The following is a 21,027-nucleotide window of genomic DNA, read 5'->3' on the forward strand; positions in this document are numbered from 1 at the left end:
AAATGAATACATAAAATACGATTAAATCTCAAGTATTACCTTACCAAGACTCTTTCTATTTTCTACTAAACTATGGGCGTCTGCAGCATCTTTGAGGGAGAATACATTTCCAACTTTCACTTTCAATTGTTGATCAGCTAAATAATTAAGAACTTTATGAGCAGTATCTTTTAATAAGTGGGGGCGCTTATTTCTTGTTGTGGTAATACTAAATCCAAGAACAGATCTACAACTTGAATGTAAATCCTTCGTTTTGATCTGCGCAATCGACTTGCTAGCATTTCCAAATATGACCATTCGGCCATAACCTGCAAGACAATCAATCCCTTTTTCCGTTACCCAACCAGAGATAGGATCAAGAATGACATTTGCTCCTTCTCCATCTGTTAATTCATTTACCTTGCTGGCAAAATCCTCTTTTTCATAACAAATGACATGATCCGCACCAACTTCTAGTGGGGTTGCCATTTTGTTTTCACTTCCAACTGTTCCAATGACTTTCCCAGCACCTAAAATTTTGGCTAATTGAATAGCTGTTGTTCCGATACCGCCAGCAGCAGCATGGATAAGAACGGTTTCGCCCGGTTCGAGCCTTGCAACATCAGCAAGGAGCTTATAGGATGTAAAGGATACTAATGGACTAGCGGCAGCCAACTGAAAATCAACCTGATCAGGTAAAACAAAGGTGAGGTTTTCATCTGCAACGATATATTCAGCATATGACCCATTTTTTGGAAAGGATATGACTCGTTGTCCTACTTTTAAATTTTGGACCTCAGATCCTACCTTTTCAATGACTCCAGCCGCATCTAATCCTGGAATAAATGGAGGTTGTTTTCCACCATGATACTTTCCATATCTTGAACCAATATCTGCAAAATTAACACTTGTCGCTACAACTCGAACAAGCACTTGATTTGGACTGATAGTAGGGATGTCCATGTCCCTGTATTGAAGTACGTTCGGTCCTCCAAATTCACTCACTACGATCGCTTTCACTCTTTAATTCCCTCCCTTTTCATTAGAATAATACAAATACATGGAAATACTATTATCTATATAGTTTTTATAATATAGAAATAGATAATGAACTAAACCCTACTTACAAAATTTTCATATTTATCTAAAAATATTATTTAGAAATAGTTATTTATGATAGTAGTCAAGATAAAGGATCACCTGAAATTATACTTTAGAGACTTCAAGGTGACCCTAAATTAAAAACTATTATTCATAGATAGTATTCATGCAATACCATTACATATTCTATTCATAGATTAAAGCATCGTACTTCCACCATTTACACTAATGACTTGACCAGTGACAAAAGAAGCTTCGTCCGTTGCTAAGAAGCCTACAACCGCAGACACTTCACTCATATTTGCTGGTCTTCCTTTTGGAATAATACTTTTGAACTTTGCATTTAAATCATCGTCAATTCTTCTCAAAGTATCCGCTTTCAATTTTCGGTCTGTTAACACTTGTGGAGGGGCGACACAGTTTGCAGTGATATCATATTGAGCAAATTCTCTGGCAAGTCCAGTGACGATCGCATGGACCCCACCTTTAGCTGCATTATAGCCCGCGTGATTCCACAAACCATTTCGAACTGAATCTCCACCAATGTTAATAATTCTGCCATACTCTCTTTCTACCATATGAGGAAGAACGGCTTTACATCCCCAAATAGTTGTCCATAAGTTTCGATCAAGCGTCGTCTTCAATGTTTCAGCGGTATGTTCAAGAAATGGTAGAATCACCCCACCACCAGCATTATTAACAAGAATATCTACTTTTCCAAAACTATCGATCGCTTTATTTACCATCGCATAGGAATGTTCTTCTTTACTAAGATCCCCAATATAATAGTCTGTTTTAACACTATACTCTTCTGCAATTGCCTGCGCATTTTCAATCACAGGATCAGAAGTAGCTGCTAATAAGACATCAGCTCCATCCTCTGCAAGTCTTTTGGCAATGTTAAGACCTATTCCTTTAGATGCTCCTGTAATGATTGCTGATTTTCCGGCTAATTTTTTACAACTATTCATATGCTAGAGCTCCCCCTGCTAGACTCATATTAATTTTTTACTGGACTATTAATCTCTTTTAAATTTTCAACACTTCCAAATGCAGCTTTTCTTGGATCTGGAACCGTTCCCCAAATATCAATGGATTCAATGTGCGGTTGCAAATAGCGCGGTTTACGAGGTTCTTCCTCTGGAAATTCTTCCATTCCCATTGTAAACTCTACCGTTAAATTATCTGGGTCAAGGAAATACAAGAAAATACTTCCAGATGGTAAATGACGTCCTGGACCATGAACAATCGGAACATCATTATTCGCGAGTCTAGTTCTTCCAATACCAATATCATTAATATCTACGACTTTAAAGGCAATGTGGTGTAGTTGTGGTTTTGTACCGTTTGCTACAGCAAAAGAATGGTGGTATGGATTAGGGTGACAACGCATAAAGGTAATACCGTTACCAACCATATCTGACACCTTAAAATTCATCACTTCTCTAAAGAACTTAACAGCCTTTTCGTATTCTGGTATTTTTACAACAACATGACTTAATGTTTCAAATTTCGTAATATCGTTATTGAAATCACGAGGAAGATGATATTGATAATTGTAAAATTCTAATGTCGCACCTGAATGCGGTTCAGTAAAACGAAATGTTTTTGTTTGTTTTAATAGATTTTGTTCTTCTTCATCAATATAATAAGGATCTAAACCGTGTTCTTGAAAATGCTCGAATGCAATTTCAACTTGTTCATCACTTTCTAGCTCAAAACCAATTCGTTTAAGCCCAGGCTCTCTATCTGTTTGATAAAGAATGAGATTATGGTGGTCACTAGTACATCTTAAAAAGACTGGTTCGTTTTCTTTAGCCGAAACACACTCTAACCCGACCATTTTGGTATAAAACTCTTTGGAACTTTCAATATCTGATACATTTAATGCCACATAACCTAATTTCCTGTACCTAATCATCTCTTTACCCCTTCTCTTATTATTATAGAATAATACTTACTTTTCCCTGTGGTCTAAGTGCAGCTAAATCAAGAACTACCTTCTTTTGTTGAATCTTAATATCCTCTCCGTTGATAACAAGCTTGAATTTGATTTGACCTACATAGTTATCCATAAACTCCCTTTTAATTCGGTAGGTTGAGAAATTACAAGTTACATTTGTTACTCCGTCAACTGTCTCGTGAATGCGAATATTCGTGTACATGTGGCGCGTAGTAGAATGAGGAAATTCAACATGGGCTTCCTTTTTAAGTAACCTTATTGCTCTTTGTACCAATCGATGATGATTATCAGCGATTAAGAAAAGATCCGTTTCATGATCCCCATCAGGGATATCTGTGGATGGTACCAGATAGGAACCATCCTCTGTGAATAATTCAGACCACTCCATTAATTTCCATTCATCTAAAAGATCTGCCTCTTGAAATAAATACGCTTCCACTAAATCTTTCGAAACTATACTTGCAACCGACATTTAAAACAACTCCTCCCCTATTATTCTTCTGACATCATTTTTTCCCATTGAAGCCAAAATGCACGCATATGGTATTCATCATAGTTCTTTGGAATTTCTCCTCTTAATTCCTTATGCATACCTTTAGATAGGTCATTCCAGCCTTCACCATTAGTAGCTTCATACCCTCTATGGCACAATTCAAGCGCTTCATTATCATCCGGTGTCGCAAAGCCACCTGGTCCTAAGAATTCTAAATAGTTATCTAAACGACGATGTCTTAGCTTTCGATCTTCCTCTTTTGGTCCAATCGCCCATTGTGTTGTTTCCATATAGGTTGGTGTTTTTGGATAGAAGGTTCGAATCGTGATTGCCATAATATTATTAATCACCAGATTTGGGAAGATAATCATGTTAAAGTCATGTTCGGCAATTCTTTTTGCTCTTTCTTCACCGAAGCGATCGATTAAACGTTGTCTGATTTCATCGATTTCTTTCTTTCCATCTTCTCCCCATGCGGGAATCCATTTTGCAACGGGACGGCCCCATGGATACATACCTGCTTTTTCTGTTACCACATGTCCATTACCTAAATCTCTTGCTATACTTAGCTCTTCTTTATTTTTGTCGTATTTAACGTTATTCGTTTCAATGACATAGTCAAAATAGGTTTTGTGAGTTGGCAGGGCATGATACCCATCAGCACTGTTTTCACACAGTAGCTTCCAGTTTGCTCTAATACTGTATTCTTGTGTTCCACGTACTATTTCCATCCCAATTTCAGACTGGTCAGCAACTAAATCAATATACTCCTTAGCTCCACCAAGATAGTCTTCTAAACTCATTGCATCCTTGTCGAAATTAACAAAAATAAATCCACGATAGCTTTCTAATCTTGGAACTCTGAATAAGTTCTTTGAGCCATCTGCGTTATGGTCTTCATGATAACCATCTTTTCCATCTGGCGTTCCTGCTAGTTCACCTTTGTTGTTAAAAGTCCACGCATGATAGAAGCAGCGAAATACTTTACTATTGCCTTGACGTTCCCGGCAAATCATTGCCCCCCTGTGTGGACAAGCATTGAGGAAGGCATTGACTTGTCCGTTACTGTCTTTATTAAAGATCAATGGGCGGCCACCAACCGTTCGGGTTTTGTATTCGTTTTCTTTTTCAACCTCAGACTCATGGCCTAAATAGAGCCAACATTTATTAAAGATTTCCTCTCTTTCTCTCTCAAAAATATCTTGATCAATAAAAGCTTTGTGTGGTACATTAAAAACACATTTTTCTCTGTCTATTTGTAGATATTTATGTTGAACTTGTACACCCTGACTCACAATAATCCCTCCCCTTTATAAGATTTAACTCATCCAAGAATTTCTGATTTAATCCCGAATCTCAGGAAATCGATATGAATTTTATTAAACTCTTCAGGATTCTCCCATTGCGGCCAATGTGCTGCATCCTGCTCCATTAAGTAAAATTTTTGATTAGGAAATTTTTGTGCATGAACTTGTGCTTCTTCCCAAGAAGCACCTGGATTATGGTTGGACCAGAAAATTAATGCTTCTGTTTTAATTTCAGATAGGAAGCTATTGTCTCGGTCTGTTGATTCGTTACTTATAACTCCTTCTGTAATTTTATACATAATTTGTGCAGCGCCTGGTTGGTTATAAATGTGATGTCTTAATTCGATTAATTCCTCGGTCACATCATTAGGATCATACATCAGCCACTCTAGTCTCTTTTTCACCGCTTCTCTCGACATCGTAGTAGCTGCACCCTTTGCTCTAGTTAACATATCATTTAATTCTTTCATTCCTTGCTCTGATCTCGGTGCAATCATTCCCGTGTTAATCACAATACGATTGACCAAATCCGGATATTTATAGGCAAACATGATTGCTACCTGTCCGCCAAGTGATTCACCGGAAATATTGATCTTTGTTGCCCCAATGGCTTCAACAAAATCTCTTAAATGCTGAACATAAGTATCAAGATTATAAACGATGTTTTCAGGCTTATCTGTAAAACCATGTCCAATCATATCTATTGAATAAACATGAAAATATTCAGCATGAGCTATGATGTTTCTAGCGTAAGCTTCAGCATGCCCCCCAGTACCATGTAAGAAAATTAATGGTTCTCCTTGACCAGTTTCAATGGCTCTTGTGCGAATATTCCCTGCTTGATAAAAAGATTGCTTCACTTCGTGACCGATAAAGTTATTCCAAATAGAAATCATATTTTTTGCCTCGCTCTCTACTATTCTATTGAATAGATTTTCTATTTTTTATCTGTTAAATGATAGTGCTTAAGAATGATGATCGAATCTTTATGTTGATTGTCGACAATCACCATTTAATTAGATTATAAGCACCCTATATACATATGTCAATATTTTTAGAAAATTTAATTTATTTATTTTTACAATCTTCTCGATCTATTAAAAAACCGACAAATAAAAGATATATTTGTCGGCTTTTTCTACTTTTTAGTTATTCCGTTGATAAATTTCATCTTACTGCTTCAATAAATGATTTTTGATAATTTCTAAGAACTTTTCATTATGATCATTTAATATTTTTTGTGCCTCGAGGATATTACCTTGTTCTAACATATTGATAATGATCTTATGCTCTGTGTGTGAAGTTTTTATATTATCCGTTTCCATTAATGCCAGTAACTGAAGTGATAGTAATAGCCTTACCATCCTCGTATACATGTCAATAAGAACATCACTTTGACTTTCCCTAATAATACGAAAATGGAAATCTTGGTTTAATTTTGCATAATCTTTTGTATTCTTGATATCCATTCTACTTTCAATTTCTTTTAAATCTTTAACCAAATTTGTGAGCCCACTATTATTTACTATCTTTTCCATAGCTAGGTCTTCTAAAAACTTCCTTATTCTCACAAGATCCCAAATTTCTGGATTGGTATATCCCTTTACAACCGTTTCTTTTCGAGGGATTTTCACCACAACCCCTTCGATGGTTAACGTATTAAAGGCTTCTCGAATAGGCGCTCTGCTTACACCAAATTTTTCTGCATATTTTATTTCAACCAGCTTATCACCTGGTTTTAATTTACCATGTATAATATCATTCATAATATCTTCCATAATAATATTTGAAATAGAATTATTATCAATATGATGAACAGTCATCATTACCCCTCCCATAAATTCACAAACAATACCCTCAATATTTAATCGTTACATTCATTATATGCTTTTTTAAAAGATTGGTAAATTTGATTTGTGATTATATGGGTACATCTAATAACCGTAATGCATTTTTATACTTTAATTGATCTTTGATCTCTTTTGACACTTCTAAATGATCAATCCAATGACCTGGATATTCTTCTTTTATGACATAAGGATAATCAGATCCAACAATTAATTGAGTAGAGCCATATAAGTCTATTAAATAATTTACTGTTTTCACATCATAAACAAGTGTATCGTAATAGATCTTTTGAGCATAGTAACTCGGCGGTTGTGGGCAGAATTCTCTAAATGGTTGATTGATATTCCACCCCTGATTTAATCTTGGAAGTATAGACGAAAAAGAACCTCCTCCATGACTAGAAATGATTTTTAATTTTGGGTATTTTTCTAATAAACCACCGGTTATTAAAGATGAAATAGCCAAGCCATTTTCGGTAGGAAAACCAACTAAGTTATTGACTAAGGGTGCCCCGACAAACCTTTCTTTTCCTTGCGGATGTAAGGCATGAATAAAAATGACCATCCCTTGTGCTTCAGCTTCTGCAAAAAATGGCTCAAAAAAAGGATCTCCTATTGATTTACCATTTATATTTGTCCCCACTTCAACTCCAACCACTCCATCATTCTTTTTCAATAGCCCCAGTTCTTTTGCGGCTAATTCTGGATCTTGAAGCGGTACCATTCCCAAGCCATAAAACCGCTTTGGATTTTCAGCGATTGCAACAGCTAATTGTTCATTGATATATCTGGAGAAATCTAATGTATCCTTGGCATTAAACCAATAAGACAAAAGCTGTGGCATGGGTGAGATGACCTGAATATCAACGTTTTCCTGATTCATATCCGCGATACGCTTCTGCGGGCTCCAAGATTGGTTCGTAATGGTACGGTAGTTTTTCCCTGAGATCATGACATGTCTATGGTTTGGCTGTCCACATACGCATTGAATCGCTGGCCATTGATCTCCCCCTACCCGATTAGACATATTTGGTAATGTTTCAGGTACAAAATGAGTATGAATATCGATAATCATGTTTTCACTCTTTCCATAATTAAGATATGTTTGTTAAAGAAATTTTAATGAAGTTGAAATAAAATTCAGGATCATAGACGTCCATGAAATAGATGTTTAGCCCATGTACAAATTTACACATGGGCTAAATGTTTCATTATCGATAAGTAAAGTTTGGTTTCCTTTTTTCTAAAAATGATTTTACTCCTTCTTGATAATCACTAGATGTAAAAGAATCAAGGATAATTTGGGCTGTTTCTTCTGAATCCTTTACAGCACCTTCTAATACTTCATTAATAATTCGTTTTGAATTATGCACGGCAAATTGAGCATTGTTACTAATTAATTTAGCATATTGATAGGCTTCTTCTACAAGCGTCTCAGAATCAATGATTCGATCAATAAGACCAATGCTTAGCGCTTCTTCAGCAGAAAGCAAACGACCAGTAAATAAAATATCCTTTGCTTTAGATGGACCCACAAGATCAACTACGTTTTTAGTCCCAGGTGTGTTATAAACAAGTCCTAATTTAGCAGGTGTAATGCCAAATACCCCTGAAGAATCAGAAAAACGGAAATCACATGCTACCGCAATTTCACAGCCACCCCCAACACAAAAACCTTGGATCATGGCGATACTCGGTTTTAAACTTTTGGCTATTTTCTCTTCTAAAATCATGGTAATGTCATTATATTCAGCAGCTCCTTCTGCCGTGGAACGTATCGTACTGAATTCATTGATATCAGCACCTGCAGAAAATGCTGTAGGACTGCTGCTTCTAAAAATAATTATTTTCACACTTGGATTCTCATTACATTCATCAACAAACTGAATAAGTTCTTTCCACATATCTAATGATAGTGCATTCCTTTTTTTGGGACGATTCATGTAGATTGTTCCTATTTCCTCTTCTATCTTCAAAAAAACTTTATTCTCTTGTTCCACCTTTAAGTAGCCTCCCTCCAAGGTTTATAATCAATAACTATTTTTCATTAAAATAGTGGATTGTCGACAATTAATAATTTCATATTATTACTAAAAAAAGGATAAGTCAACAGATTTTCCAGATAATTAGTTGATAAAGTGAAACTTCCATGAGTGGAGATTTTCTTATTCGGGTCGTCACTGTGACTTTAAACTATTGCTTCTCTTTCCGTGTATTTTACGCTTACTCTGAAAGTAAACCTACAACTTTTTTCTATTTGTGTTGGTATTTGCACCTAGAATCTTGTTACAGTAGATTCTGCATATTCGTAAGTTCTATCAATTATTCATTATTAGGGTTATTAACACTTTGAGACAAATCATAAATGATTTTTTCCAACATCTCTTGGAACCTCAACTGAATCAATACCTGTTATTTCGAAAAGATCACCTAACATTAACATTTCATCTGGGAAAGATTCTGCAAGTAGCTCTAGAGTAACTGTAATAAATATTCCAACTGCCGCACCATGTGGTACATGATAATGTGTACAAGAACAAAAAAGCTAGTTTCTTTTTATATGAAATTTTTGATAAATCATGATGAGTTGATCTAATTTCTGACTGATATAAATTGTCTTTTTACTATTAAAGCCAGTTACTGTAGCAGTATGAATCATTTCATTTCTCAGTTGCTTGATCCTATGCTCTAATTCATCTATTAATATCATACAAATTCTCCTATCCTTTCATTATCGTTAACTGTTATATATATATTGAAATTTAGTTGTGGGTTAAATCCACCTCTTGGTTCAGTTAAAGAAAAACAAGAAATCTTTTTTCCATCTACAATCGGTACAAGGTCTTTTAGTTTTTATTCTTCGTTACTAACGTATTGAACATTATTAGCATGACCACCAATCAAACGGGACAAATGTTCTATTTTGCTCTATCGTAATCATAGCAATAGTAATTGGGTCTAAGTTAATTCCTCCTTACTCTTCCGGTGTATTAATTCCCCAAAACCAGCTTTCTTTTCTTTTATTTGAAGTTCCTAATTATTCCCCACTAAATCTTCATCTACCTTCCCTTTCATTTTTAAGAACGTCCATTTTTAATGGAATTAATTCCTTATTTACGAAATCTCTTATCAATTTTTATACCATTCTTTGTTCTCCAGTTAATCTAGAATCCATTTAATATCTCTCCTTTTTGTTGATTGTCGACAATAATAACTTTATAGACTCATTATATAATTCTGAATATCTAAAGTAAATATGATAATTCTGAATATTAATTCAGTTTATCTGAAAAAAGATTGAAATATCAAAATTCAAATAGAACAAATAGATTTGCACCATGAAACCAAACAAAAGTAAGGTCCGATAAATGTTAAATCTAATACTGTAACAATGAAATAATTGATCCGATTGAAGATACCTCTTAGGGTTAACTCTTCGAGGGATTGGTAGAGGATTTACGTGAGGATCTATCGGATTATAAAATCGCCTGAACGTTCATATGATGAACAAATTAAAAAAGCCCACTTTAAAAGCTTTGCGGTCTTTTCATGTTTCCAAGCCTCGTGTCATAACAGTTGATAAGAAACCAGCCTATCCAGTCACCATTCAACAACTGAAACAGGAGAAAAAGATTCCTGAAGGCACCCAACTAAGACAAGTTAAATATCTCAATAACATTGTCGAACAAGATCATCGGTTAATCAAGAAGCGAGTTCATACGATGTTAGGGTTCACATCCTTTCGAACAGCAAAGGTCATAATTTCTGGAATAGAAGCGATGCATATGGTTGAAAAAGGGCAACTTGTTTTACAGGACAAGTCTGCCCAAAATCAAGTGAAAATCATCCATAAACTATTTGGAATCGCTGCTTAAAAAGAAATTCAGTTAAGAAATCTATATGCTTTTTTTAAACAAATCCAATCTTTGCACCAGAACCTTATATTTTATTTTATTTTATTTTTAATATATAAAGTGATGATATACTTATTGTTATTACATAAATCAGCAAAGGAAAAGGGAAGTATATATCAATTCCACAAAGAAAAGTTATCATATACACCCTAACAAGAACTTTCCCTCTTTTCCTTTCATCCTTTTCTACTTAGTAATTCCTCTGTGACTTTATCGGATGCCTGTTGAACTTGTTTGATTAATTTTGGAATGGTTTGCCTGTTTATTCTACGAGTTGGTCCAGCAATACTAACAGCTGCTATGACATTTCCTTTGTTATTTTTTACAGGAGCCGCTATTGATACAACCCCTTCATGAAGTTCTTCTTCACTCACGGCATATCCATGTAATCGAATTGTTTTTAGTAAATTCTTTAGCTTAATAGGATCTGTTATGGTTTTAGATGTATAGGAGGTTAGCCCCTTATTTATGACTTGTTCGATGATTGCATCTGATTGATTGGCTAACAATACTTGCCCAGTACTCGTACAATGAATTGGATTTTTCTTCCCTGCATGCGACAGTAAATGAACAGGATAAGAACTATCAATTTTCAGGAGGTACAAAGCCTGATGATCCTTGATAACTGAAATATGGGCCGTTTCACCAGTCATCTCTGCTAGTTTTTCTAAAATATCTAGCGACAAATGGCAAAGATCTAGCTTTGTAATGATCGTATGACTTAAGGCCAAAATGGATGCAGCCAAACGGTAAGACTTAGCAGATGGATCACGGACAATGAATCCTTCTTCTATCAATGTATGAACTAACCTATAAGCTGTACTTTGTCCAACTTTCAATCTACTTGCCATATCCTCTAACTGTAATTCGGGTTCTTCAACGGAGAATAAATTAAGAAGACGAAGAGAATTTCTTAATGATGAATAAGCATAATCGTTAACTGCAGGATACCTCAATCCGCGGTCACCCCCTTTCTAATAGTCCTGGAATATATCCTAGTCTATTCGATACTTCATTTGCTGCCTCTATGATCAATTCTGTAAAACGATTAATTTTAGAATCACCGATACGTTCTCTTGTCCCTACTAAGGTCACTGCGGCTACAACTTCATCGGTATAGTCCCGAACTGGCGCCGCAATACTCACAACATTTTCATGCATTTCATCTAAACATATAGCATACCCTTGTTTTTTGATCTGGCTTAATTGACGTTTCAATTGTTCAGGGTCTGTCGGGCTGTTTGGACCCATCCTTGGAAGTCCTTCATCCAGAATTCTATCAACGATATATTGTTTTGTCTGAAAAGCTAGTAAGATTTTTCCGGCACTTGTACAAGTGACTGGGTTCTTTTTTCCAATAGAAGATAGTAGAGGCATGGGGTTCGCACATTCCATTTTATGAACGTAGGTTATTTCCTTTCCTTCTAAAATCGCAATATGAGCCGTTTCCCCTAAATCAGCCACTAATTTTTTTAATATATCTTTCGATTCCCGGTGAATTTCTAAATCAGATGTAACGACTCCACTTATAGAAAGTAATGAAAATCCAAGACTATATTTTCTCCCTTCTTTTTGTAAAAAACCTTCCGCTACCAAATCACTTACCAGGCGGCTGGCGGTACTTTTATTTAATAGAAGGGTATTCGCTATTTCGGTCAATCCCCAAACTGATTTTTCGATTGTAAAAAGCTTTAAAATCTGAAGCCCATTTTGGACAGACTGTAAGGCAGCCGTTTTCTTTTTGGTTGGGATCATATCATTCACCTCAAAAATTTTATTTGTTTCGTATATAAGAAGTTAACGCTATATTTTTTAATATTTTAATTATAATATATATTCAAACAATATAAAATATTTTAAAAAAGGGGATGGAAATAATGAGAACACAAGTAGGAATTATCGGAGCTGGACCAGCTGGTCTTATATTGGCACAACTTCTTCATCAACAAGGCATTGATTCCGTTATATTAGAGCGTAGATCAAGAGACAATATCGAGGGAACCGTAAAGGCTGGTATTTTAGAACAAACGACGATTGATATCTTAAGAGAAATTGGTGTTGGCGATCGCATGAATCGTGAAGGTCATTTTCATGATGGGAACTACTTTCAATTTAATGGCCAAAGACGCCGTATTGATTTAAAAAAATATACCGGTGGAAAGCAAGTGGTTGTTTATCCACAGCATGAAGTGATTGTCGATCTAGTCAACGCTCGCCATGAAAATGGCAAAGATATTATCTTTGACGTAGAGGATGTCACGTTACATGATGTCGATACAAACGAACCAAAAATCAGATATCGTAAAAACGGGATGGACGAAGAACTCGTTTGCGATTTTATCGCAGGCTGTGACGGGTATCATGGACCAAGCCGTCAAGCGATTCCTGATCATATCAGAAAAGAACATATACATATGTATAAAGATGGCTGGTTAGGGATTCTGTCTGATTCTGCTCCAGCAGCAGATGAACTTGTTTATGCCAACCATGACAATGGTTTTGCTTTATTAAGTACACGTACTCCTATTTTACAACGCCACTATCTACAGGTAGATGCAAACGATGATATTGCCAATTGGTCAGATGACAGAATTTGGACGGAATTAAATGAAAGAACGAAAACTCACGATGGATGGCAAATCCCCGATGGACCGATTAACTCAAAAGGAATCATCCAAATGCGCAGTTTCATTTGTGAAACCATGCAATATGGCCGCCTATTTATTGCAGGTGATGCTGCCCATACCGTTCCACCTACAGGCGCCAAAGGACTTAACTTGGCTGCTACGGATGTCAAAGTAATGGCTCGTGGCATTATAGAATTCTACCAAGCTGGTAGCCACGATATCCTTGAGCGTTATTCAGAAATATGTCTTCGTCGTGTTTGGAAAGCAGAACGCTTCTCTTCTTTCATGACAAAACTTCTTCATACAAATCCAAATTATGATTCATTTGAACGTGGTATTCAATTGGCTGATCTTGATTACTATACTTCATCTGAAGCAGGATTAATAACGATTGCTGAGAACTATGTCGGCATGCCAATCGAATGGGAAAAAGCAGGAGACTCACAGTTGTTAGTAAAGTAAATCTATCTTTATCGTTAGTATTTAGAAGATATCAATATATTTCATTTTTGTTCCACACAGAAGAATACTAATCTTATAGATGAAGTGAAAAGTGCTGTATTTTCGTGGGAATCCAAAATATAAAATCAATTTATAATTTTCAATAAGTGGAGGAATGAATGATGACGATTGAATTAAGCATGCTTGTCCCACATGCACCAAGTCTTTGCCATGAGGACCAAGCACCAGATTTCCAACAAGGGATTATTGATGGTTTAAAAGAAGTTGCTAAGGAAGTTGAACAAATCGGACCTGATGTGGTTGTTTTAGTGTCTTGTCACTGGCCCTCTACTTTTGCCCATTATGTTGACTGTAATCCAGTTCATACAGGGTTCCTGACTGCACAGGAAGCTCCAGATATGATTAAAGATGTGCCATATCATTACCCAGGTGATGAAGATTTAGCAAATCAACTTGTTCAAGCAGGAAAAAAGGCTGAAATTCCTGTGGAAGGGGCATATGGCGATCATTTCGAGTGGGATTATGGCACAATTGTACCTTTACGTTATCTTGTTCCAAATGAAGATATTCCTGTTATCAACCTGTCTGTAACATTGGCTGCTAATATTGAAGAAACTTATAAATGGGGTCAAGAGATTGCTAAGGTTCTACAGGAAACCGAGAAGAAGGTCGTTTTCATAGCAAGTGGTGCCCTATCTCATAACTTAGTACGTGGAAGACATCATATGCCAACGATTGCTGAGCATTCCCTAGACAAAGAGTTTGTCGATTTATTGATGAATAAAGATTATAAAGCTGCTTACCAAATGCTTCCGCAATATGCAAGTATGGCAAAAGTGGAATCAGGCGGCCGCCACGTAGCCATGTTACTTGGTGTTATTGATGAAGATTGTACGCCAGTCTATTTTGCAGACGGACAATCATCAGGAAGCTGGAATCCTCTCATAACATTTGGAAAAACGAAGATTTCTAGTTTAAAAGAGAATACTGAAGAGGAATATGTAAAGTAAATTCCATTTTCAATAAATTTTTATCTTCTCGGATTTTGATCCACAAACAAAAGTAGGAGCATTGATCAGTAAAGACCACTATGAGCGTGTTCTAAGCTATGTTAAGTTAGCAAAAGAAGTAGAGTCTGGAATTATCTGGGCAAACACATGATTTTTCGTGATCTTCGTACACTATTTGGTAGAATGAAGCAAAGTGGTATTGGTCGTGAAGGTGGACTCCACAGCTTTGAATTCTATTCAGAACTATCTAATATTTGTATTAAACTATAAAAGACAAGTCTAAAATATAAAAGTCATAAAAAGGTTACTCTTAAACAAATTGAGAGACTAACCTTTTTATGACTTTTTTCGCTAATATAGCTTTGAAATATGGGTATAAGTAGTTTTTAACCTGCGAAAAGTAAAGTGAAAAAGCCTGAGATCATAATGACCCATGTAGAAATTTTTAAAAAGAGTGCTTGTTTAATAAGCTTATCTATTTTCACCCCTACAAAACCTCCCAATACTAATGCCACACAAAACCATAGGGAATGTTCAATCACTTCTTTATTGATTAATCCTATGAAAATATAATTAAAGAAAGTGAGTATCGCTACGACAAAACCTAATAAGGCGATATTGGCACGAAATACATTTTTATCAGCCTTTTGATTTGTCATGAATAGCGCAATAGGAAGTCCCATCAATCCAATACTTCCATTTAACAAACCACTTACAGAACCAACTGTGACAAGTGCAGCTTTTTCGTTCTTTACGCTGAAGCTTTTCCCTTTCCAGAGACACACACCAAAAAATAAAACCAATAATCCAGTGACTACCTTTAGGTAGAACTCATCTATTATCACTAATAAATAAGTCCCTAAGGGAGTAAAGAGAATGATAAAAATCAATAACATCTTAACTTCTTTAAATTCGGTGTGGGACCTTTCTCGGAGATAGATATAAAAATTAATAAGGATACATAAAATCCCAACGATAGGCACAACCATTTGTAAAGGAACGAATAATGAAAGAAAAGGAACCGCAACAACAGCAAAACCGAAACCCGTAATTCCTTGAATAAAGGCAGCAAAAAAAATGATAATAAAACCAATAATGAGAACGGACATTTCCATCATTAACCCCTCCTTTGCAGCTTGATATTTCCATTTATTTCAACTATTTTCAAACCATATCCTCCCCTTTTTCCTTCCTTTTTGATAAATCAATATTAACATGTAACAAAGCCTATTCTAATCGGATCTCACCCCCAATTAGAATAGGCTTCTATAGTTTTTGTATCATGAATCTTTTAAGTCATAATTAATTCCCTAAAAGAGTACTACTCCGCATATCATTTACTAGCCGTTCAAGCCCTTCTTGTTCCCCTTCTCCATTCACTACTTCTTTTGTCATACTTAATAATTGTTTTAGAAACTGAACAAACATATCATTTTCTTGTTGAAACAATTCATCCCATTTTTGTTCTAGTTCTTTTTGATAAATGGATAAGTCCTGACCATTAGATTTAACATCCTCCATCGAATCAATCAATTCATAGAGGTCTTGAGACCACTTTTCAAAATTGAACATATTATTTCACCCCATAAATATTCATCTATTGACGATAAAACCAATAGATGAATAGAGTATTAGATTGTATTAAATTCGCCCGTCGAATTTGCGCCCAGAGGCTTAACTTCATTCAACCGAGGTCTGAATCCCCACTGAATTAAAGAGCTAGTCGCATTCATCCCCCACTTGTAGAAGTGGAGGATGAATGAAGTTAAATCATTGGTAATGGACTAATTCTCTTGGCTCCTAATAGTTCCAGATCTCTTCCCATAATCTTGAGCGTATTTTCTAATCTTATATTTTGCAATTCTAAAATTCTGCGCCGCTTCTCTGCTGAACCGCAATATTTAATCATAATATCTCTACCTACTGCAATATGTCTCGGTTCATCCGCTACAACAGACTTTTCAATATCCTTTAACAATTCAACTGGTAGTAAACCATAAGTCATACTTTCATCTGGTGTTAGTGTTCCAAAGCCAAATAGATAGGTGAGAATGACTTCACCAGTTAATTGTAAATTGACAGCAATCTCGGCCGGATCATCATATTCATTTGTTAATTGAAATTGTTTAATCACTTCTGGACTTACGTCATAGTCTTGAAGTCTTGGGCTTCCACCATAATATTTGCACCATTTTCCCCACACTCTTTGGTGTTGAACTTCGTCAATAATTTGCTGCGCTAAGCGAATGCGGATGCCAAGATCGTCAGAATTCTTTTCTAACATGACAATTTCTTTGGAAGGAGGATGAACTCCATTATAAAACTCACGCCATGCTAACCTTGCACAAAATTCAACTAAATTGGCTCTGCGTGTTTCCTCATCTAATTCAATCGGCTCCCAATTTTCCTTGTGAAAAAAGTTTTCAGCAAACGCTTCAGACTTTTTCATGATTTTTTCTGTGAATTCTTCTGGACTCCACTCCATTAATTCCTCGTCGGATAACTCTTGATACTTAGGTAATTGAACAGCAACTGTCATTTTACAACATCCCCTCTCAAATAATAAATATATATAATGAAATTTATTAGCTTATTTTAAAACATGTCGTTTGATTTCAACCTTATCTAAATCCTCTGGAACGACGATTTCTCCTGTAAAATATTCAGCTGTTTCATGATAGGCCTTTTCTGGATCGACTTCAGGTAAGAAGTGAGTCAGAACCACCTTTTTCACATTAGCTTTTGTTGCAATTTCCCCAACTTGTTTCGTTGAACAATGTTCTTTTTGTAATTCATCCCAAATTTTTTCTAGTGCAGGACTGAATTTTCCAACGGTTAAGCAAGCATCTATAACTAATAGATCGGCACCTTCTGCTAACTTAATGATTCCATCATGTGGAGCTGTATCTCCAGAAAAAACAATGACTTGATCATCAATTTCGACTCGATAACCATAGGTAGATACATTATGAATCATCGGCTCAACAGTTAACTTTAATGAAAGTGGATTTTCCACTGGACCTGCCTGTTCAATTTCAATGATGCGTACATCACGAATACCAGCTTCCGGTCTTCCTAGTGAACAGCGGTAATCAATATCCTCTTTATATAAATCTAGAATTTTTTCATGAAATTCCTTCGTTCCTTTAGGGCCAATGATCGTTAATTCTGATCGTCCACGACCCCATCCTCCGACTAAAAACTGGCCATAACCAAAGGTATGATCGGAATGAAGATGTGTAAACCATAACTGTTTAATTGATTCTGGCTGGATACCAGATTTTAACAGTTGATTGGTTGTTCCCTCACCACAATCGATTAGGATGGTTTCATTTCCTACCGATAATGTCTGCGCCGGTCCTGATCGTTTCACATCCGGACGTGGACTTCCTGTTCCTAACATCGTTACCGTAATATTTTCCATAACAACAACTCCTAAATTAGCTTTTTATTTTAAACAAACATTGGATATTGACGCTTTTCCTTTTGAACAGACACCCATTTGACAGTGGTGAATTTTTCAATAATCCATTGTCCTCCAAATCTACCTATTCCTGAATCTTTTTCACCGCCAAAAGGCATGGAAGGTTCACTATTAACGGTTTGGTCGTTTATATGCACCATTCCCGTTTGTAATTGTTTGGCAACTTCGATCGCTCTTTCCGTAGATGAGCTAAATACAGAAGCTGTTAATCCATAGCGTGTATCATTGGCTACAGAAACTGCTTCCTCTTCGCTGTCAACCGGAATAACGAGAGCAATGGGACCAAAGATCTCCTCTTGAGCAATACTCATACGATTATCGACATCCGTTAAAATAAACGGACTCACCACATTTCCTTCTACTTTTCCTTCTAGATATACGGTTGCCCCTGATTGTTTTCCTTTATTGACAAGGGACAATACTTGATCGGTCTGTTTTCCATCAATCAACGGCCCAATCATCGTGTCATCTTGTCTAGGATCTCCAACCTTTAAAGCGTTTACCTTTTCTTTAAACTGTTTAATGAAAGCAGGATAGATGCTTCTGCTTACAATGATCCGGTTAATGGCCATACAAATTTGACCTTGATGCAGAAACTTTCCAAAAGCAGCTGCCTCGACAGCTTGCCCTAGATCAGCATCATCCAAGACAATAAAGGCATTGTTTCCACCTAACTCAAGCGAAGCTTCCTTCAAATTTTGTCCAGCTAGAGCACCGATTCTCTTGCCTATCTCTGTTGAACCAGTGAAAGAAACCACTCTTGGAATCGGATGCTCGACTACTGCATCACCCACTTCTGATCCAGATCCAATAATGACACTGATCAAACCTTTTGGTATTCCAGCATCCTCAAATAGCTTAGCAATGTAACTTCCACCGGAAATTGGAGTATTAGAAGCTGGTTTGACTACTACCCCATTACCCGTCGCCAACGCCGGGGCGATCGAACGCATCGATAAAGATAGCGGAAAATTCCATGATGTAATGACATTGACAACTCCAACTGGTTCCCGGTAGATTTGATTCTCTTTTCCAGGAATAGTGGAAGGCATTACCGCCTCATTCATTTTATACGGGTAGGTTGCAGCTTCTTTAATCAAGGCAATAGAAGAATTCACTTCTATCCTGGCCTTGACCTTTGTTGAACCCGTTTCATTTCTTAAAAGCTCTATTGCTTCTTCTCTCCTATCCGCTAAAAGAGAAGCAGCATTTTCTATGATCCTAGCACGGTGATCAGGAGAAAGACTGATCCACTCCTTTTGGACGCGAAAAGCAGTTTCATATGCCTCATTAACATCCTCACGGTTTGCTAATTTATGAGATACTAGGACTTCCCCTGTGTATGGATTTCTGTTATTAGCATGCTTTTCACTTGACCCCTCTCGCCAAACACCGCCAATCGGCATGGTATTCCATTGCGAATAATTCATGAACATCCTCTCCCTCTAGTCGCTCGCTTTAAAGTTAAATCCATTAATGTAATACAACTGTTGGCTCTTTCGTTATTTCCTCACCTTCTTTTTTATGTGGAGGTCTTAAGAATAGAAATGTTATGACTACACCTGACAAAAGAATCAAGGAAGTAAGATAGAAGGCGTTGTCAAAACTTTGAGTAGCCTCGACAATATATCCCGTAACAACAGGTGCAATAAGTCCTGGCAATGTTTGAAATACTTGTAACACACCGCCATGTGCGCCCGCTTGTCCTGGTAATGTTTCGGCAAGCACAGGACCAACGACTCCCCCTGCACTTGCAACGGCCATACCACCAATAGTAAGAGCAACAATGGCAAGAGTTGATGACTGTACAGAGACCGTTAAAAGCATGGCTACGGTCGCAACTAAGAGTGATCCTGCACACCAATAAGCTCTAGCAATTTTTCTGCTTCCGGTTTTGTCAAGAAGATAGTCAGCGATTCTTCCGCCGCCCATAATTCCTAATGCAGCTCCAAGCCATGGAAACATTAACGCAAATCCCATTGAATTAAGATCAAACCCACGCTGCATGTTTAAATAACCAGGCAGCCATGTCATTAAGAAGAATAGAGCGTAACCAAAACAGAAAGCGGCCCACCAGTTAGCAATAATCGTTTTTCGAACTCCTTTTGGAATGCTTAGCAATTCTTTAATAGACTTCTTCTCTCCATTTGTTTCAGTAGACGCTGAAGCTTTATTCTGTTGTTGCTGTTCAAGAATCCACTTCTTCTCACTTTCACTTACATATTTGTTATTCTCCGGACGATCAGTAAATAGTTTTTTCCATCCAATTACCCAAAGAAATCCTAGTACCCCCATAACGTAAAACGGCATTCTCCAACCAAATTGAGCAATCATCCATCCAAGAACCGGTGCCGCAATCGCAGGTCCTAAAAACACACCTCCGAAAGCAAAACCATACGCGGTTGAGTATTCTTTAGGGCTTACCCAATTCGAAATGACTTTAATTCCATTTGACTGTGTAGGACCTTCTCCAACTCCAAAGAAAACACGTGAGATAAAGAAGGTAATTAGATTCCACGCTCCTGCTGTGGCAACTGTAAAAGCTGACCAAACGACTACACCCCAAGTGTACATCTTCTTTGGTCCCAGTTTGTCTGCCCCTATCCCTGCGATAAAGGAGAAAGGAACAAGTCCCCAGAAAAAGGCACTTAACACCCAGCCCCATTGCGAGGCTGAAAATCCAAACTCTTTCATAATAGGCTCTGTAGCAAGAGAAATGACAATCCGATCCACAAAATTGATAATCATGAGGATGGACAAAAATAAGATAATGAACCACCGGAATTTGTTTTTGAACATAAACATTCCCCCCAATAAAATGAAATAGAACCTTAAGAGTT

The 21,027-nt window shown here is 36.6% G+C and carries 20 protein-coding genes and 2 pseudogenes; 4 read left to right on the forward strand and 18 right to left on the reverse strand.

The window, feature by feature from the left end; all coding sequences use genetic code 11:
- Positions 1–21: 21 nt before the first annotated feature.
- The 10 genes from JMM81_RS10535 to JMM81_RS23050 form a co-directional block, all read right to left on the reverse strand.
- Positions 22–999 (reverse strand): quinone oxidoreductase family protein, encoded by a 978-nt coding sequence (locus tag JMM81_RS10535; RefSeq protein ID WP_256241537.1) that lies wholly within the window; start codon positions 997–999, stop codon positions 22–24.
- 278 nt (positions 1,000–1,277) lie between these two features.
- Positions 1,278–2,051, reverse strand: coding sequence for an SDR family NAD(P)-dependent oxidoreductase (locus tag JMM81_RS10540; RefSeq protein ID WP_256241538.1), 774 nt, complete (start codon positions 2,049–2,051; stop codon positions 1,278–1,280).
- Between the two features lie 29 nt (positions 2,052–2,080).
- Positions 2,081–3,001 (reverse strand): VOC family protein, encoded by a 921-nt coding sequence (locus tag JMM81_RS10545; protein WP_256241539.1) that lies wholly within the window; start codon positions 2,999–3,001, stop codon positions 2,081–2,083.
- Positions 3,002–3,023: 22 nt separating this feature from the next.
- Entirely contained in the window at positions 3,024–3,515 is a 492-nt protein-coding gene (locus tag JMM81_RS10550; RefSeq protein WP_256241540.1) for an aromatic-ring-hydroxylating dioxygenase subunit beta, read from the reverse strand.
- A 20-nt stretch (positions 3,516–3,535) separates the two neighbouring features.
- Complete coding sequence (locus JMM81_RS22910) at positions 3,536–4,831, reverse strand: aromatic ring-hydroxylating oxygenase subunit alpha (RefSeq protein WP_256241541.1); 1,296 nt, start codon at positions 4,829–4,831, stop codon at positions 3,536–3,538.
- 29 nt (positions 4,832–4,860) lie between these two features.
- Positions 4,861–5,739 (reverse strand): alpha/beta fold hydrolase, encoded by an 879-nt coding sequence (locus JMM81_RS10560; protein ID WP_256241542.1) that lies wholly within the window; start codon positions 5,737–5,739, stop codon positions 4,861–4,863.
- 276 nt (positions 5,740–6,015) lie between these two features.
- Positions 6,016–6,669 carry a GntR family transcriptional regulator gene (locus tag JMM81_RS10565; RefSeq protein ID WP_256241543.1) on the reverse strand — a complete coding sequence of 218 codons (654 nt, stop codon included), beginning with the start codon at positions 6,667–6,669 and terminating at the stop codon, positions 6,016–6,018.
- A 94-nt stretch (positions 6,670–6,763) separates the two neighbouring features.
- Positions 6,764–7,765 carry an amidohydrolase family protein gene (locus JMM81_RS10570; RefSeq protein WP_256241544.1) on the reverse strand — a complete coding sequence of 334 codons (1,002 nt, stop codon included), beginning with the start codon at positions 7,763–7,765 and terminating at the stop codon, positions 6,764–6,766.
- 136 nt (positions 7,766–7,901) lie between these two features.
- Positions 7,902–8,690, reverse strand: a complete 789-nt coding sequence (locus JMM81_RS10575; RefSeq protein WP_256241545.1) for an enoyl-CoA hydratase/isomerase family protein — start codon at positions 8,688–8,690, stop codon at positions 7,902–7,904.
- A gap of 545 nt (positions 8,691–9,235) precedes the next feature.
- The gene (locus tag JMM81_RS23050) at positions 9,236–9,400 is read right to left on the reverse strand and encodes a Spo0E family sporulation regulatory protein-aspartic acid phosphatase (RefSeq protein WP_375162368.1); all 165 of its coding nucleotides are present in this window, start codon (positions 9,398–9,400) and stop codon (positions 9,236–9,238) included.
- Positions 9,401–10,220: 820 nt separating this feature from the next.
- Between JMM81_RS23050 and JMM81_RS10580 the strand changes: the two are divergent.
- Positions 10,221–10,565: pseudogene (locus tag JMM81_RS10580) on the forward strand (DDE-type integrase/transposase/recombinase); the annotation flags it as partial.
- 215 nt (positions 10,566–10,780) lie between these two features.
- On the opposite strand, the gene JMM81_RS10585 reads toward JMM81_RS10580, so the two are convergent.
- Complete coding sequence (locus JMM81_RS10585; RefSeq protein ID WP_256241546.1) at positions 10,781–11,560, reverse strand: IclR family transcriptional regulator; 780 nt, start codon at positions 11,558–11,560, stop codon at positions 10,781–10,783.
- A gap of 7 nt (positions 11,561–11,567) precedes the next feature.
- Positions 11,568–12,359 (reverse strand): IclR family transcriptional regulator, encoded by a 792-nt coding sequence (locus tag JMM81_RS10590; RefSeq protein ID WP_256241547.1) that lies wholly within the window; start codon positions 12,357–12,359, stop codon positions 11,568–11,570.
- A 122-nt stretch (positions 12,360–12,481) separates the two neighbouring features.
- Here JMM81_RS10590 and JMM81_RS10595 point away from each other — a divergent pair, with 122 nt between their 5' ends.
- From JMM81_RS10595 to JMM81_RS10605, 3 genes and pseudogenes are all read left to right on the forward strand, one after another.
- Positions 12,482–13,693 carry a 4-hydroxybenzoate 3-monooxygenase gene (locus JMM81_RS10595; RefSeq protein WP_256241548.1) on the forward strand — a complete coding sequence of 404 codons (1,212 nt, stop codon included), beginning with the start codon at positions 12,482–12,484 and terminating at the stop codon, positions 13,691–13,693.
- A gap of 158 nt (positions 13,694–13,851) precedes the next feature.
- On the forward strand, positions 13,852–14,703 hold the full coding sequence (locus JMM81_RS10600; protein WP_309143488.1) for a DODA-type extradiol aromatic ring-opening family dioxygenase: 852 nt from the start codon (positions 13,852–13,854) through the stop codon (positions 14,701–14,703).
- 115 nt (positions 14,704–14,818) lie between these two features.
- Positions 14,819–14,973: pseudogene (locus JMM81_RS10605) on the forward strand (aldehyde dehydrogenase family protein); the annotation flags it as partial.
- A 116-nt stretch (positions 14,974–15,089) separates the two neighbouring features.
- Here JMM81_RS10605 and JMM81_RS10610 read toward each other — a convergent pair.
- From JMM81_RS10610 to JMM81_RS10635, 6 genes are all read right to left on the reverse strand, one after another.
- Complete coding sequence (locus tag JMM81_RS10610) at positions 15,090–15,821, reverse strand: sulfite exporter TauE/SafE family protein (protein ID WP_256241549.1); 732 nt, start codon at positions 15,819–15,821, stop codon at positions 15,090–15,092.
- A gap of 184 nt (positions 15,822–16,005) precedes the next feature.
- On the reverse strand, positions 16,006–16,275 hold the full coding sequence (locus JMM81_RS10615; protein WP_256241550.1) for a hypothetical protein: 270 nt from the start codon (positions 16,273–16,275) through the stop codon (positions 16,006–16,008).
- 193 nt (positions 16,276–16,468) lie between these two features.
- Entirely contained in the window at positions 16,469–17,242 is a 774-nt protein-coding gene (locus JMM81_RS10620) for a hypothetical protein (protein WP_256241551.1), read from the reverse strand.
- A gap of 51 nt (positions 17,243–17,293) precedes the next feature.
- Entirely contained in the window at positions 17,294–18,127 is an 834-nt protein-coding gene (locus tag JMM81_RS10625) for an MBL fold metallo-hydrolase (protein WP_256241552.1), read from the reverse strand.
- 29 nt (positions 18,128–18,156) lie between these two features.
- Positions 18,157–19,617 (reverse strand): aldehyde dehydrogenase family protein, encoded by a 1,461-nt coding sequence (locus JMM81_RS10630; protein WP_256241553.1) that lies wholly within the window; start codon positions 19,615–19,617, stop codon positions 18,157–18,159.
- Between the two features lie 43 nt (positions 19,618–19,660).
- On the reverse strand, positions 19,661–20,986 hold the full coding sequence (locus JMM81_RS10635) for an MFS transporter (RefSeq protein ID WP_256241554.1): 1,326 nt from the start codon (positions 20,984–20,986) through the stop codon (positions 19,661–19,663).
- Positions 20,987–21,027: the final 41 nt, after the last annotated feature.

This window comes from Bacillus sp. V3B, from assembly GCF_024494465.1.
Classification (GTDB): domain Bacteria; phylum Bacillota; class Bacilli; order Bacillales; family Cytobacillaceae; genus Bacillus_BD.